Source organism: Amycolatopsis vastitatis, assembly GCF_002234595.1.
Lineage (GTDB): Bacteria > Actinomycetota > Actinomycetes > Mycobacteriales > Pseudonocardiaceae > Amycolatopsis > Amycolatopsis vastitatis.
Genome location: NZ_NMUL01000018.1, coordinates 21500 through 35353, shown reverse-complemented (window position 1 = coordinate 35353; position 13854 = coordinate 21500). Strand labels below are relative to the sequence as shown.

The window sequence follows — 13854 nt, the reverse complement described above, 5'->3', positions numbered from 1 at the left end:
CCTATAAGGACCGGGCACCGAGGGTAATCCTCCAGAGGTTCACCGAACGGCTGGTCGACGCTGCCAGTACGTCCACAGCGGGCGGTAGCCCTGCGCGTACCAGAACGGCGTCGACAGCGGGTTCGCCGCCGCGTGGTGCAGCAGGACGACGTCGGCGCCTTCCTCGTCCAGGACGTGGTGGGCGTGCGTGGCCAGCGCAGTACCGACGCCGGAGGACCGTGCCTCCTTCGCGACGGCCAGTGACGACAGGTAGCCGACGCGGTCCGCCGACACGCGGTCGCTGATCCACCCCGTCTCGCCCGGGTGCTGGACGTTCACCATGCCGAGCGGACGGCCGTACAGCTCGGCGATCCACAGCGGCGGTTCCGGGCGGTTCAGCTGTTCGGCCAGGTCCTTGGCCATGATGTCCTCGACGCCCTGCCGCAGGTTGACCGTGCCGTACTGGGCGTCGAACGAGTGCAGCTCGAGCCCGAGGGAGACGACGGTTTCGAGGTCGCCGGGCTCGGCGCGGCGAATCTTGACACCGGGCGTGCCGCGCGGACCCGCCGGGACCATCCGCTCGGCGGGGCGGACCGCGATCACGCGCAGCGGCGCGAAGCCGTGGTGCAGCATTTCCCGCGTGCCGGCCGCGTCCCGGCTGGCGCGCGGGACGATCGCCGCGGTCTCCGTGTCGCCGCGCTCGGCGACCGCGCGCAGATGTTCATCCCATCGAGTGAGGAGTGCGTCGAGGGCGGCCGCCGGGTGCGGGCCGGCCAGCTGGAGGTCGAGCCGGTGCTCGGTCAGCGCCCGCCACGGCGCGTTCGGGGCATCCTGGTCGACCTGGATGCGCGAGGCGAGGCCGGACGCGGCCGAGTCGCCGGCCGCCACCTCCAGCACCACGGCGTTTTCGGCCGCCTCGAAGGGGGAAGAACCGGGGAGGAGGGAGTCCACCGCCGCGAGCCGCGCCGCGTGTTCGGTGGCAATCACATCGCTGTGCATGGGGCCATTGAAGCGCTACCCGGTCGTCCGTGTGCAGGGAACCGCTGGAGCTTCTCCTGCCCGATGTTTCACCCCGTGGTCCACGCAGGTCAGCGCGTTCGAGGCATTGTTAACCCTGGGGTGATCTCCTACTGTCTCGAAAGGGACACGGGTACGCCCTCCGGGGTACGGTATGGCCCTTGTCCACACCCGAAGTCACGGATCAGCACCGGTGGACAAGCCGGGAGGGAAGGTCGGATGCCGGACACCAACGCCCACGGCGACGCCGTCGCGCAGGCGCAGCCCGGGCCGGGAGCCGCTTCCGGGACACCACCGCAGCCCGCCTCCGCCGAAGCCCGCACCGACGAACGCCGGTTCCGCGCGTACACCTTCACCGTCCTGAGCATCGGGCTCGTCGCCGCGTTCGCCGTCGGCTCGTGGCTGCCGTTCCACTGGGACAGCAAGCTGCTGTGGATCGGGCCGGTGCTCGCCGTCGCCTTCCTGCTCGCCGAGCAGCTCGGCATCAACGTCGACGTCCGCAGCGGCATCTCCTGGACGATCTCCTTCACCGAGATCCCGCTCGTCATCGGGTTCTTCATCGCGCCGTTCGAGGTCGTGCTGGCCGCGCACCTGATCGCCGGCATCGGCACGCTGCTGGCGCGGAAGGTCGCCGGCCGCGTCCTCTACAACGCGGGCGCCTTCCTGCTCGAAATCACCGGCGCGTTCGCGGTCGCGGGGCTGGTGAAGTACCTCGCCGGCCCCGGTGACCGGATCCCGTGGCTCGCGGCGCTCGCGGGCACCTTGACCGCGCCGCTGGTGAGCACGCTGCTCGCGCTGGCCGCGGTTCGCGTCCTGCGGCGCCGGATGCGCGTGAGCACCGCCGTCCGGCTCACCGGGCGGATCCTCGTCGTCGGCTTCGTCAACGCGTCCGTCGGCCTCTCCGGGTACCTCGTCATCTCGACCACGCCCAAGGCGTGGCCGCTGGTGCTCGCCGTCTTCCTCGGCCTCACCGCGCTGTACTGGGCGTACTCCGACCTGCTGCGCGAGCAGCGGGACATGGAGGCGCTCTCGGACGTCAGCCTGATGGTGGCCCGCTCCGGCCAGCAGGCCGCGGCGCGCCCGGCCAGCGGCGCCGACGAGCTCGTCGGCGGGGTCGACGTCCGCGAGTGGGCGACGATCGCCGAGCGCATCAAGGACCAGCTCGCCGCGGGCCGCGTCGTGCTGCGGCTGCGGCTGGAGCAGAAGGACACCATGCGGGTCGTCGTCGCGGGCGACGACCTGCCGCCCGCCGATCCCGGCGCCGACGACCCGCTGCTGCGGCTGCCCGGCGCGCACGTCCGGCACTTCCGGATCACCGAGGCCAACCCCGACGTCCGCGCGGCGCTGCTCGACCGCGGCGCCCAGGAGGCGCTCGTCGTCCCGCTGCGCAGCGCGAACCGGCTGCTCGGCGTGGTCGAGGCGCACGACCGGCTGTCCCGCTGGCGCGGCTTCGGCAAGTACGACGTCCAGCTGCTCGGCACGATGGCCAGCCACCTCGCGACGTCGCTGGACAACCGGCGCCTGGTGGCGACGCTGCGCCACGACGCCTACCACGACCCGCTCACCGGGCATCTCAACCGGCAGGGCTTCCGCCAGGTGGCGAAGGAGCCGCTGCGGGACTTCGCCAACGCCGTGGTGCTGCGGATCGACCTCGACGTCTTCTCCACGGTCAGCGACGCGCTCGGCTACGCCTGGGCCGACCGGATGGTCGTCGCCGCCGGCCGCCGCATCCGCGACGCGCTCGGCCCCGACGTCCCGCTCGCCCGCCTCGAAGGCGCGTCCTTCGCGGCGCTGCTCGTCGGCTGCCCGCCGGAGGACGCCCACCACGCGGCCGAACGGCTGCGCCAGGAGCTCTCCGCGCCGTACCCGGTCGACCGGCTCTCGGTCGAGGCGAACGCGATGATCGGCTACGCGACGACGTCCACGGACGAACCCGGCGATGTCGTCGACGTCGAAGGCCTGCTGCAGCGCGCCGACGTCGCCGTCCGCGCGACGAAGGGCGGCGAAGAGGTCCGCGGCTACGTGCCGAGCATGGGCCAGATCTTCCTGCGCCGCTTCCAGATGGTGACGCAGTTCCGGCAGTCCCTCGAAGACGGCCAGGTCAGCGTGCACTACCAGCCGAAGATCACCCTGCCGAACCGGCAGGTGCAGGGCGTCGAGGCGCTCGTCCGCTGGGTGCACCCGGAGTTCGGCAGGCTCGGCCCGGACGAGTTCGTCCCGGCCATCGAAGCGGCGGGCCTGATCGGCGTCCTGACGTCGTTCGTGCTCGGCGAGGCGCTGAAGCGCTGCCGCAAGTGGCTCGACGAGGGCCTGCGGATCTCGGTGGCGGTCAACCTGTCGGTGCGCAACCTCGCCGACGAGGACTTCCCGAACAAGGTGGCCCGCGAGCTGGAGCGCGTCGGCATCCCGCCGGAGCTGCTGACGTTCGAGCTGACCGAGTCCGGCGTGATGTCCGACCCGCAGAAGGCGCTGCCGATCCTGCGCGAGCTGCACTCGCTGGGCATCACCCTCGCCGTGGACGACTTCGGGACGGGCTATTCGTCGCTGGCGTACCTGCGGCAGCTGCCGGTCGACCAGGTCAAGATCGACAAGAGCTTCGTCCTCGGCATGGGCACCGACCTCGGCGACCTCGCCGTGGTCCGCTCGATCGTCGAGCTGGGCCACTCGCTCGGCCTGACGGTGGTCGCCGAAGGCGTCGAGGAGGACGTGGCCCGCGACCAGCTCGAGGCGATGGGCTGTGACGTCGCCCAGGGCTACCTGATCTCGCGGCCGCTGCCGGAGGACCGCCTGGAGGCGTGGCTGCAGGCCCGCACGGCACGCTCGCCGGGACGCCACTCGGAGACCGTCCTGACCCTGCTGACCTGAGGTTTTGCGGTTTCGGGACCCCAGTTGCACGGCTGGGTGACGGGGGTTGGTAATCTTTCCAAGTCCTCGCGAGAGGCCAGGCCCCTTTAGCTCAGTCGGCAGAGCGTCTCCATGGTAAGGAGAAGGTCTACGGTTCGATTCCGTAAAGGGGCTCACGACCTCAGCCGCGTCACGCCTGCGTGTCGCGGCTTGGGTCATGTAAGGGCGGTGTAGCTCAGTTGGCAGAGCAAGCGGCTCATAATCGCTGTGTCGCCGGTTCAAGTCCGGCCACCGCTACGCGGTAACGACGGGGCTGGCCCCCGGGACCTGAGAGAGAAGGAAACGCTGTGGCTGCCACCGACGTGCGACCCAAGATCACGCTGGCGTGCGAAGAGTGCAAGCACCGCAACTACATCACCAAGAAGAACCGGCGCAACAACCCGGATCGCCTGGAGATGAAGAAGTTCTGCCCGAACTGCGGTACGCACCGGACGCACAAGGAAACTCGCTGACGACGTAGCGCGTTCACACCAGCTTCGAAGAGCCGCCCTGGATCACCAGGGCGGCTTTTCGCTGTTGGTAGCCTCGTCGCCGTGCCCTTGGACCAGTCGTTCACCGGGCGGAGCTATCCGCCGCAGACCAGCTACGAAGTGAGCCGGGAGAAGATCCGGGAGTTCGCCGACGCGATCGGCGACACCAACCCGCTCTACCGCGACCCGGAGGCGGCCCGCGAAGCCGGCCACCCGGACGTGATCGCCCCGCCGACCTTCCTCACGATCATCAACCTCGCCTCGATCAACGCGATCGTCACCGACCCCGAGCTCGGCCTCAACTACTCGCGGATGGTGCACGGCGACCAGGGCTTCACCTACACGCGCCCGGTGTTCGCCGGCGACGTGCTCGAGGTGACCACCCACATCGACAACATCATGGCCCGCGCCGGCAACGACTTCATCAACCTGCGCGCGGACATCACCGACGCCGCCGGCCAGAAGGTCTGCACCACCCGTGCGCAGCTGGTGGTCCGAGGGGAGAGCGCGTGAACACCGGCGACGAACTGCCCGCCCTCGAGGTCCGGATCACGCGCGAGCAGCTCGTGCGCTACGCCGGCGCGGCGCTGGACTTCAACCCCATCCACTGGAACGAGGCGTTCGCGAAGGACGTCGGCCTGCCCGACGTCATCGCGCACGGCATGCTCACCATGGCGGTGGCCGGCCGCATCGTCACCGACTGGCTCGGCGACCCGGCACGGCTGGTCGACTTCAGCGCCCGCTTCACGCGCCCGGTGGTGGTGCCGAACACGCCCGAAGGTGCGCTGGTGGAGATCACCGGCAAGGTCGCCGACGTCAAGGACGACGGCATCGCCCGCATCGACCTCGTGGTGAAGTTCGACGGCAAGACGGTGCTCGGAAAGCCTCAGACCCTGGTCCGCCGCTGACAGCCCCGGCGGGGCGCTGTGGCGGCGCCCCGCCCGCCCGGTGATCGCCCGCTAAGGCAGCTTCAGGACCGCCAGCACGGCGTCGGCCATGCCTTGCTCGCCGCGCGCGTTCGGGTGCAGCGGCGCGGCGGGCGAAGCCGGCAGCACGCCCTCCACCCACCGCTTGTCGGAGGCGGAGCAGACGTCGTGGCCCTTGCCGGGCGTCGCCGTGTCGGCGTAGCCCGCGCGGTGGGCGTCCGCCTGGTCCTCCAGCATCTTGTTCAGCTTGCCGAGCGCCTCGCGGAAGTACGCGATGTCGCCGGCGCCGAACGGCAGGGAGGGCCAGCAGCCGTCGCCGTCGGGCAGCACCGTGGGATAGCCGACGACGACCACCTTCGCTTTCGGGGCCTTCTTGTGGATCCGGTCGAGGACGGCGCCGATCTTCGGCGCGGTCGCGTCGATCCGCTCGGCCAGCTGGTCGTGCCCGCCCGCGGTCAGGCGGTCCTTGCACGGCGACGTCTCCGGGTGCGACGTCGCGCAGGACGACGCGTACGAGAAGAAGCCGGCGTCGTTGCCGCCGATGCCGAGTGTCACCAGCGTCGTCTCGGCGGTGACGGCGTCCAGCTGCGGTGGGTTGGTGCCGTTCCCGGTCTTCTGCGCGGCGGTCAGGTGCGCGGTGGTCGCGCCGCCGCAGCTGACGTCGGCGAACTGGGCCGGCTTCAGCTTCGCCGAGACGAGGTGCGGGTAGTTGTCGTCCGAGCGTTCGCAGCCCGCGGGGGTGCCCGCCTGCCGCCCGGTCCGCGGCGCCGACGTGTACGAGTCGCCGAGCGCGACGTAGCGGCCGGTGCCGCCGCCGGTGTCCGCGCCCTCCGGTGGCGCCGACGACGAGCCGTGCTGCCACTTGTAGTACCCGAAGGCCAGTACCCCGACCACGAGCACGACCACCAGGCAGCCGCCACCGCTCTTCTTCGCCACTTCTTCGTTTCTACCGAACCTGCCGCGCCGCCGACCTAGCCAATCCGGGTGATCCGCGATCGGCGTCGAACGAGAGTTGCGTCACATCCGGGCCGACGCGAGGAGCTCCCCGGCGAGTTCGAGGGCGTGATCGACGTCCTTGGCGACGTAGTGGAGGTCGACGAGCACTTCGGTGATGCCCTCTTCGCGGGCGACGTCCAGGCACGGCGGGACGTCGGCGACCGTCTCGACGCCGGTGCCCTCCCTCGGGTTGATCCGCAGGACCCGGCGCAACGCACCCGGGTCGCGCCCGGCCTTCTCGGCCGCGTCCACCGCGACCGACCAGAGCCCGGCGAGGTACTGCTTCGGCATCCAGCCCGCCAGCCAGCCGTCCGCGCGGCGTCCCACCCTGGCCAGCGCCGCCGGCGAGAACCCGCCGAGCAGCACCGGCGGCCGCGGCTCCTGCGCCGGGCGCAGGCCCACCGTCGACGGCGCGATCCGCCACTGCGGGCCCTGGTGCTCCGCCGGGTCGCCGGTCCACAGCGCGTCGAGCGCGTCGAGCAGCTCCTCGAGCCGCTTGCCCCGGCCCTCCCACGGGACCCCGGTGGCGAAGTACTCCTCGCGCAGCCAGCCGAGGCCGAACCCGACGTCGAGCCGTCCCGAGCTGGCGAGATCGAGCGAGGTCAGCGCCCTGGCGAGCAGCACGGGGGAATAGACCGGCCCGGTCAGGGCGCTCATGCCCAGGCGGGCCGTGCGGGTCACGGCGGCCGCGGCCGCCAGCGTCGTGAACGGGTCGGCGAAGGTCTCGAACTCCTTCGGGTACGGGCGTTCCGGGGTCCCGCCGCCCGGGTAGAGGTCCGAGGGCTCCCGCGGCGCGAGGATCCGGTCGCCCACCCAGAGCGAGGCGAAGCCGAGGTCCTCCGCGGCGGTCGCGAAGCGCGCGACGGCGGCGGGATCGGCGAGGGCGCCGTACTGGGGCAGCGCCAGCCCGAGCCGCAGCCCGCTCACCGGTCCCGGGGTGGTCGTCATGGCGGACATCCTGGCATGATCAGGTGGCCGGCGGGGAGTTTCCCGCAGGCCGACCGGGGTACGGCGGTCGATCGGGGGGCGCGGTTGCGAGCTCTCGCGAGGCTTGCCGTAGACTTCGGGACTTGGAACGCACTACGGTCATCCCCGCCTGGATGGTGGGGATGATGGAATGCGTCCTCCGGGGCTCCGAGCGATCGGGGCTCCACAGGGGTGTAGCTCAATTGGCAGAGCAGCGGTCTCCAAAACCGCAGGTTGCAGGTTCAAGTCCTGTCACCCCTGCGTAACGGAACTGGTGGAGCGGAGGAGTGGTCGTGAGCGACAGCGACGCCAGCGGCGGCGAGCAGGAGCAGGATGGCGCCGGGCAGAAGCCCGAGAGCCCGTCCCGTCCCGTCACAGCCGCTGCCCGGCGTGAGCGCCGTGCGACCGCTCGTCCGGCGGGGAAGTCCGCGGCACGTGCGGACGACAAGACCCGTCCGGCCGGGAAGTCGGGGGAGAAGACCGCCCCGGACGCGAAGGGCGCTCCGACTCCGAAGCGGGACCGGAAGCCGAAGAAGGCTTCCGTGTTCGCGCGGCTGGTGCGCTTCATCCGCGAGGTCTGGGCCGAACTGCGCAAGGTCATCTGGCCGAACCGCAAGCAGATGTTCACCTACACCCTGGTCGTGCTCGCCTTCGTGGTGTTCATGGTGGGCTTGGTGAGCGTGCTCGACCTGGCATTCAAGTGGGGCATCGGCAAGATCTTCGGCTGACGCGCCTCGCGGTGCGGCGCCGATGGGGCTCAGGTCCCGGCCTGGCCCCGGCAATGATCAACTGAGAGGACGGAACGTGACCTCCGAAAACGGCACATCAGCCGGTCACGACCTGACCGAGCTTTCCGACGAGCAGGTGCACGTGGCACTCGGTGACGAGGAATCCGCGCACCTCGAGCCCGTCGAGGTGTCGGACTCCGAGGTCGACGACGACGCGTCCGTCGACGCCGCTGCTTCCGCCGACGAGGACGGCGACGACGCAGCCGAGCCCGCCGCGGACGACGAGGACCCGATCGCCAAGCTGCGCGCGGAGCTGCTCGCCGCGCCCGGCGAGTGGTACGTCGTGCACTCCTACGCCGGGTACGAGAACAAGGTGAAGACCAACCTCGAGACCCGGACCCAGACCCTGGACGTCGAGGACTACATCTTCCAGATCGAGGTCCCGACCGAAGAGGTCACCGAGATCAAGAACGGCCAGCGCAAGCAGGTGCAGCGCAAGGTGCTGCCCGGCTACATCCTGGTCCGGATGGACCTGAACGACGCCTCGTGGAGCGCGGTGCGCAACACGCCGGGTGTCACCGGGTTCGTCGGCGCCACCTCGCGGCCGTCGCCGCTGACCGTGGACGAGGTGCTGAAGTTCCTCGCCCCGAAGGTCCAGAGCGAAGCCCCCGCGAAGGGCGGCAAGGGCGAGTCCACCGCGACCGCGGCCCCGCTCGGCGGCCCGGCCGTCGAGGTCGACTTCGAGATCGGCGAGTCGGTCACGGTCATGGACGGCCCGTTCGCGACGCTGCCGGCGACGATCTCCGAGGTCAACGTCGACGGGCAGAAGCTGAAGGTCCTGGTGTCGATCTTCGGCCGGGAGACCCCGGTCGAGCTGTCGTTCAACCAGGTCTCCAAGATCTGACGGCCGCCCGTTCGGCCGCAGTCCCCGTGTCCACGGCAGGTACGCGGGGAACGTAGTACAGGACAGGAAAAGAAATGCCACCCAAGAAGAAGAAGCTTGCGGCGATCATCAAGCTGCAGATCAAGGCGGGTGCGGCCAACCCCGCGCCGCCGGTCGGCCCCGCGCTGGGTCAGCACGGCGTCAACATCATGGAGTTCTGCAAGGCCTACAACGCCGCGACCGAGTCGCAGCGCGGGGACGTCGTCCCGGTCGAGATCTCCGTGTACGAGGACCGGTCGTTCGACTTCAAGCTGAAGACGCCGCCGGCCGCGAAGCTGCTGCTGAAGGCCGCGGGCGTGGAGAAGGGCTCCGGCGAGCCGCACAAGACCAAGGTCGCCAAGGTCACCTGGGACCAGGTCCGCGAGATCGCCAAGACCAAGGAGACCGACCTCAACGCGCACGACATCGACCAGGCCGCGAAGATCATCGCCGGCACTGCTCGGTCGATGGGCATCACGGTCGTCGACGCCTGACGTTCTGCAGCTTTACCCGTGGGAGAGCCAAGTGCTGGCTCCTACCACACTGATCCGTTTTCGAAGTTAAGGACAGAAGCATGACCAAGCACAGCAAGGCTTACCGCCAGGCTGCGGAGCTGATCGACAAGGCGCGCCTGTACGCGCCGCTCGAGGCCGCGAAGCTGGCGAAGGAGACCTCCAAGACCAAGATGGACGCGACCGTCGAGGTCGCGATGCGTCTCGGTGTGGACCCCCGCAAGGCCGACCAGATGGTCCGCGGCACCGTGAACCTGCCGCACGGCACCGGTAAGACCGCCCGCGTCATCGTCTTCGCCGTCGGCGACAAGGCCGCCGAGGCCGAAGCCGCCGGCGCGGACGCGGTCGGCACCGACGAACTGATCGAGCGCATCCAGGGTGGCTGGCTCGACTTCGACGCCGCGATCGCGACGCCGGACCAGATGGCCAAGGTGGGCCGCATCGCCCGCATCCTCGGCCCGCGTGGCCTGATGCCGAACCCGAAGACCGGCACGGTGACCCCCGCGGTCGAGAAGGCCGTGAAGGACATCAAGGGCGGTAAGATCAACTTCCGCGTCGACAAGCAGGCCAACCTGCACCTGGTGATCGGCAAGGCTTCCTTCGACACGGAGAAGCTGGTCGAGAACTACGCGGCCGCGCTGGACGAGATCCTCCGCGCCAAGCCGTCGTCGGCGAAGGGCCGTTACCTGAAGAAGGTCACCTTCACCACCACGATGGGCCCGGGCATCCCGGTCGACCCGCTGCGGACCCGCAACCTCCTCTCGGACGAAGCGGCTGTCTGAGTTAGACGTCACCAGAAAGGGCGTCCCCGTTTGCTGCGGGGGCGCCCTTTCTTCGTGTCTTATGGAGGTCATGCCGACTTTCGCGTCGTTCGACGGGCTCCGGTTGAGTTACACGGTGTGGGAGGGCGACGGCGCCCACCGCCCGGTCCTGCTGCAGCACGGCTTCGCCGCCGACACGAACGCGAACTGGATCTCCACGGGCGTCGTCGCGGCGTTGCGCAAGGCGGGCTTCACGGTGATTTCGCTGGACGCGCGCGGCCACGGCCGTTCCGAAAAGCCGCACGACGAGTCCCGCTACGCCGACGACAGCATGGCGCGGGACGTCTCAGCCCTGCTGGACGAGCTGGGCCTGGACGAGGTCTCCCTGGTCGGCTACTCGATGGGCGCGATCATCGCGCTGACGGCGGCGGCGACGGACAAGCGCATCCGCTCCCTGGCCACGGGCGGCGTGGGCTCGGGCATCGTCGACTTCGGCGGCGTGGACCTGCGCGTGCTGAAACCGGTCGACATCGCTTCGGCGCTGTTGGCCGAGGATCCCACGTTGGTGCCGCCGTCGGGAGTGCCGTTCCGGTTGCTGGCCGACGCGGTGGGCGGCGATCGCCGGGCGCTGGCAGCGGTGGCGCTGGCGTCCCGGGAGGGCCACCTGAACCTGTCGGCGATCGGCGTCCCGACCCTGGTCCTGGCGGGCGACCAGGACCAGCTGGCGGCGGAGCCGGAACGCCTGGCCGCGGCCATCGCGGGAGCCCGCCTGGTCCGCATCCCGGGCGACCACATGACGGCGGTGATGTCACCGGCGTTCTCGGAGGCCCTGGTCGCGTTCCTCTCGGCCCCACACCCCCGCTAGCGGCTCGTCGGGGTCGTGGTGGGCGTCCCGCTGCACTTCGCCGGGCCGGGCGCATGGCCGGTGATGAGCCACTGGCCCAGTTCGACCTTGGACACCGTGAAGACCCCCAGTGCGGGGCCGCCGATGATGGAGAACGAGCAGGAATCGATCGTCACCACGTTGCCGGGCAGCGGTTCGGAGACGTACGACGGCACCGATTCGGCGTAGTCGTTGCGGTCCTTCGGCTGTACCTGTGAGTGGACCGACTGGACAGCCTGGCGGCAGTCGTTCTGCCCGAGGTCCTGGGCGAACTTGCTCTGGATGTCGACGCCCTTGCCCGCGTCGTAGGCGAACCGGCCGCACGCGTCGTCGACGCTGCCCTGGGCGATGTCCTGGTAAACGAAGCGAACTGCCTCGTAGGGATTCTTCGAGAACACGTGGTTCGTGTGGTACTTCCCGCCGCCCTCTTGGGCCAGTTGGGCCGAGGACTTGCCCGAGTCGTTCGGGAAGAAGTGGTTGTAGAGCCACGTGGCTGCGATGCCCAGGATGACGATCGCCAGCACCCAGGCGAGCACCTTCTTGCCGAGCCAGGTCACCCACTTCGGCGCGCGACGGCGTTCGGTGGGGACCAGCTGGTAGCCCGGCGGGATCATCGGCGGCTGGCCGTCCTGCTGGGGGACCGGCTGCGAAGGCGGGGCCTGGACCACGCCCGCGTTCGCGGGGGGCGCAGGCTGATTGCCTTGCTGCGCCTGTGTGAAGCGCAGGTAGTCCTGGAACTGCTGGAACTGGCGGAACTGCTCCAGCTCCGCGGGGTCCACCGGTGGCTGAGCGGACCCGCCGGACGGCTGCGGGAGTGCCGGAACGGAAGCGTTGCCCGGCTGCGGAAGTGCCGGAGAGCCCTGGCCAGGCGTCGGGATATTGCTGGACCGTCCGTTCCCCACCGCGGGCTTGTTCGAGCCCGCCGGTTCGATGTCCGAGCCCGGCTTTCCGTCATCACGCTGCTCCGCCACGTCACCATGATGCCCTCCGCGCCGCCGCGGGGAACCCCCAGCCGCCCTAAACGCAGGTCAGGGCGGGGGGTGGCGACGGCCCGCGAAACCCGTCACGTACACTTGACGACGGTTCTACCGAAGACCGCTGGTTTTCCCCGTCCCCACGGGGAGCGAAGGTCCCGCATCACGCCGGGCGGCCCGCGCAGGAGGAACGAGGCTCCGGCATGTTTGCCGGAAAGACGCCCCGCGCCTGCTTGCGCGAGGGCGTTTCGTCGTTTCGGGGGTCTCCTTCGCACGCCAGTGGAAACACTAGCCAAGAGAGGAGGCGACCATGGCGAAGCCCGACAAGGTGGCGGCCGTCGCCGAGATCGCGGAGAGCTTCCGCACCAGCTCGGCCACCGTCGTTACCCAGTACACCGGCCTCTCCGTGTCCCAGCTGTCCCAGCTGCGCCGCGCTCTCGGCACCAGTGCCAAGTACCGGGTCGCGAAGAACACCCTCGTCAAGCGTGCCGCTGAGGACGCCGGCGTCCAGGGGCTCGAGGACCTGTTCGTCGGTGCGACCGCCATCGCCTTCGTCGAGGGTGAAGCTGTCGACGCCGCCAAGGCGCTTCGCGATTTCGCGAAGGACAACAACGCGCTTGTGATCAAGGGCGGCTACATGGACGGCAAAGCGCTGTCCGTGGACGAGATCAACCGGATCGCCGATCTCGACAGCCGTGAGGTCCTGCTCGCCAAGGCAGCGGGCGCGTTCAAGGCGAAGCTGTCCCAGGCTGCCGCGCTGTTCCAGGCGCCGGCGTCCCAGGTCGCCCGCCTGGCTGCCGCGCTGGAGGAGAAGCAGCGCAACGCCACCGGTACCGAAGCAGCCGAAGCACCCGCCGAGAGCTGAACACCCCCCACCCCGAACGTCTAGTTCGTTTTTCTGAGAGGAAGCCATCATGGCGAAGCTGAGCACCGCCGAGCTGATCGACGCCTTCAAGGAGCTGACCCTCCTCGAGCTGTCCGAGTTCGTGAAGGAATTCGAAGAGGTCTTCGACGTGACCGCCGCCGCGCCGGTCGCCGTTGCCGCCGCCGGTCCGGCCGGTGCCGCTGCCGAGGCCCCCGAGGAGCAGGACGAGTTCGACGTCGTCCTCGAGGGCGCCGGCGACAAGAAGATCCAGGTCATCAAGGTCGTCCGCGAGGTCGTCTCGGGCCTGGGCCTGAAGGAGGCCAAGGAGCTGGTCGAGGCCGCTCCCAAGGCCCTCCTGGAGAAGGTCGACAAGGAGGCCGCCGAGGCCGCCAAGGAGAAGCTCGAGGCCGCGGGCGCCAAGATCACCATCAAGTGATCCCGGGCGCGCAAGCGCCTACGCACCACCTCGTGAAGGGGCGGGCATCCACCAGGGTGCCCGCCCCTTTCGTTTGCCCGGGTGTTGCACCCGCGGGCCCGGACGCGACTCGATGACCATGACCGACCCCGATCACCTCGAGCTCCTCGCGCAGCAGCTCACCTGCCGCCAGCCCCTCCTGACGCTCTCCGCTGCGGCCGTGATCGCGCCCGTCCTGTTCCTCCTGGTCGTCGCCGCTTTCACCGTGATCCCCTAGGGCCGGTGTCCGAATAGCCCCGGGTCCCTAAAACGAGGGTCCGGGGCTCGCGAACTCTGCGCGGTTGCCCCGTTTGGGCTACCGTGCTGCCCATTGGCGATCACGGCGGGGTGACGATGAGCCCGGGGCTGGCCAGAAAAGAAAACTGGTGAGTAACCTGTTCGCACTCAGCTCGTTGCACCTGGTTGACGCGGGTTCGTGGGCGCCACCGGCCCACATCCGCCGCCGGCGTGGGTGGCAGGGTGTGGCAGCGGGCGCA

At 69.9% G+C, this 13854-nt stretch carries 16 protein-coding genes and 3 tRNA genes; 15 read left to right on the top strand and 4 right to left on the bottom strand.

Going from position 1 to position 13854, the window contains the following annotated elements; translation table 11 throughout:
• Positions 1 to 39 precede the first annotated feature (39 nt).
• Positions 40 to 978 carry a GNAT family N-acetyltransferase gene (locus tag CF165_RS20100; RefSeq protein WP_093949073.1) on the bottom strand — a complete coding sequence of 313 codons (939 nt, stop codon included), beginning with the start codon at positions 976 to 978 and terminating at the stop codon, positions 40 to 42.
• Between the two features lie 237 nt (positions 979 to 1215).
• Here CF165_RS20100 and CF165_RS20095 point away from each other — a divergent pair, with 237 nt between their 5' ends.
• From CF165_RS20095 to CF165_RS20070, 6 genes are all read left to right on the top strand, one after another.
• Positions 1216 to 3861 carry a putative bifunctional diguanylate cyclase/phosphodiesterase gene (locus CF165_RS20095; RefSeq protein ID WP_093949072.1) on the top strand — a complete coding sequence of 882 codons (2646 nt, stop codon included), beginning with the start codon at positions 1216 to 1218 and terminating at the stop codon, positions 3859 to 3861.
• 80 nt (positions 3862 to 3941) lie between these two features.
• Positions 3942 to 4014 (top strand) — tRNA-Thr (locus CF165_RS20090).
• Positions 4015 to 4064: 50 nt separating this feature from the next.
• Positions 4065 to 4137 (top strand) — tRNA-Met (locus CF165_RS20085).
• Between the two features lie 50 nt (positions 4138 to 4187).
• Positions 4188 to 4352, top strand: a complete 165-nt coding sequence (rpmG, locus tag CF165_RS20080; RefSeq protein WP_005152047.1) for a 50S ribosomal protein L33 — start codon at positions 4188 to 4190, stop codon at positions 4350 to 4352.
• Positions 4353 to 4433: 81 nt separating this feature from the next.
• Positions 4434 to 4883, top strand: coding sequence for a MaoC family dehydratase N-terminal domain-containing protein (locus tag CF165_RS20075; RefSeq protein ID WP_093949071.1), 450 nt, complete (start codon positions 4434 to 4436; stop codon positions 4881 to 4883).
• Positions 4880 to 5278, top strand: coding sequence for a MaoC family dehydratase (locus CF165_RS20070; RefSeq protein ID WP_167441520.1), 399 nt, complete (start codon positions 4880 to 4882; stop codon positions 5276 to 5278). Before CF165_RS20075 ends, CF165_RS20070 begins: the two co-directional genes overlap by 4 nt.
• 51 nt (positions 5279 to 5329) lie before the next feature.
• Here the strand turns inward: CF165_RS20070 and CF165_RS20065 are convergent, their stop codons facing one another.
• Both CF165_RS20065 and CF165_RS20060 read right to left on the bottom strand, forming a co-directional pair.
• A complete protein-coding gene (locus CF165_RS20065) occupies positions 5330 to 6232 on the bottom strand; it encodes an SGNH/GDSL hydrolase family protein (protein ID WP_093949069.1) in 903 nt (300 codons plus the stop codon).
• Positions 6233 to 6313: 81 nt separating this feature from the next.
• Positions 6314 to 7240, bottom strand: coding sequence for a TIGR03619 family F420-dependent LLM class oxidoreductase (locus tag CF165_RS20060; RefSeq protein ID WP_093949068.1), 927 nt, complete (start codon positions 7238 to 7240; stop codon positions 6314 to 6316).
• 206 nt (positions 7241 to 7446) lie between these two features.
• Here CF165_RS20060 and CF165_RS20055 point away from each other — a divergent pair.
• The 6 genes from CF165_RS20055 to CF165_RS20030 all read left to right on the top strand — a co-directional run bounded on the left by CF165_RS20055 (position 7447) and on the right by CF165_RS20030 (position 11046).
• Positions 7447 to 7519, top strand: a tRNA-Trp gene (locus CF165_RS20055).
• A gap of 26 nt (positions 7520 to 7545) precedes the next feature.
• Positions 7546 to 7986 carry a preprotein translocase subunit SecE gene (secE, locus tag CF165_RS20050; RefSeq protein ID WP_093949067.1) on the top strand — a complete coding sequence of 147 codons (441 nt, stop codon included), beginning with the start codon at positions 7546 to 7548 and terminating at the stop codon, positions 7984 to 7986.
• A gap of 76 nt (positions 7987 to 8062) precedes the next feature.
• On the top strand, positions 8063 to 8890 hold the full coding sequence (nusG, locus tag CF165_RS20045) for a transcription termination/antitermination protein NusG (protein WP_093949066.1): 828 nt from the start codon (positions 8063 to 8065) through the stop codon (positions 8888 to 8890).
• Between the two features lie 74 nt (positions 8891 to 8964).
• Positions 8965 to 9402: a 50S ribosomal protein L11 gene (rplK, locus tag CF165_RS20040; protein ID WP_043781763.1), complete on the top strand. Its 438-nt coding sequence runs from the start codon at positions 8965 to 8967 to the stop codon at positions 9400 to 9402.
• A gap of 80 nt (positions 9403 to 9482) precedes the next feature.
• Positions 9483 to 10202 carry a 50S ribosomal protein L1 gene (gene rplA / locus CF165_RS20035; RefSeq protein WP_093949065.1) on the top strand — a complete coding sequence of 240 codons (720 nt, stop codon included), beginning with the start codon at positions 9483 to 9485 and terminating at the stop codon, positions 10200 to 10202.
• Positions 10203 to 10272: 70 nt separating this feature from the next.
• Positions 10273 to 11046, top strand: a complete 774-nt coding sequence (locus CF165_RS20030) for an alpha/beta fold hydrolase (protein WP_093949064.1) — start codon at positions 10273 to 10275, stop codon at positions 11044 to 11046.
• Here the strand turns inward: CF165_RS20030 and CF165_RS20025 are convergent.
• Complete coding sequence (locus CF165_RS20025; protein ID WP_093949063.1) at positions 11043 to 12035, bottom strand: hypothetical protein; 993 nt, start codon at positions 12033 to 12035, stop codon at positions 11043 to 11045. The genes CF165_RS20030 and CF165_RS20025 overlap by 4 nt on opposite strands.
• Positions 12036 to 12348: 313 nt before the next feature.
• On the opposite strand from CF165_RS20025, the gene rplJ reads away from it, so the two are divergent.
• From rplJ to CF165_RS51250, 3 genes are all read left to right on the top strand, one after another.
• On the top strand, positions 12349 to 12903 hold the full coding sequence (gene rplJ / locus CF165_RS20020) for a 50S ribosomal protein L10 (RefSeq protein WP_093949062.1): 555 nt from the start codon (positions 12349 to 12351) through the stop codon (positions 12901 to 12903).
• Positions 12904 to 12952: 49 nt separating this feature from the next.
• Positions 12953 to 13339 carry a 50S ribosomal protein L7/L12 gene (gene rplL, locus CF165_RS20015; RefSeq protein WP_093949061.1) on the top strand — a complete coding sequence of 129 codons (387 nt, stop codon included), beginning with the start codon at positions 12953 to 12955 and terminating at the stop codon, positions 13337 to 13339.
• A gap of 118 nt (positions 13340 to 13457) precedes the next feature.
• Positions 13458 to 13595: a hypothetical protein gene (locus CF165_RS51250; RefSeq protein WP_158226800.1), complete on the top strand. Its 138-nt coding sequence runs from the start codon at positions 13458 to 13460 to the stop codon at positions 13593 to 13595.
• Positions 13596 to 13854: the final 259 nt, after the last annotated feature.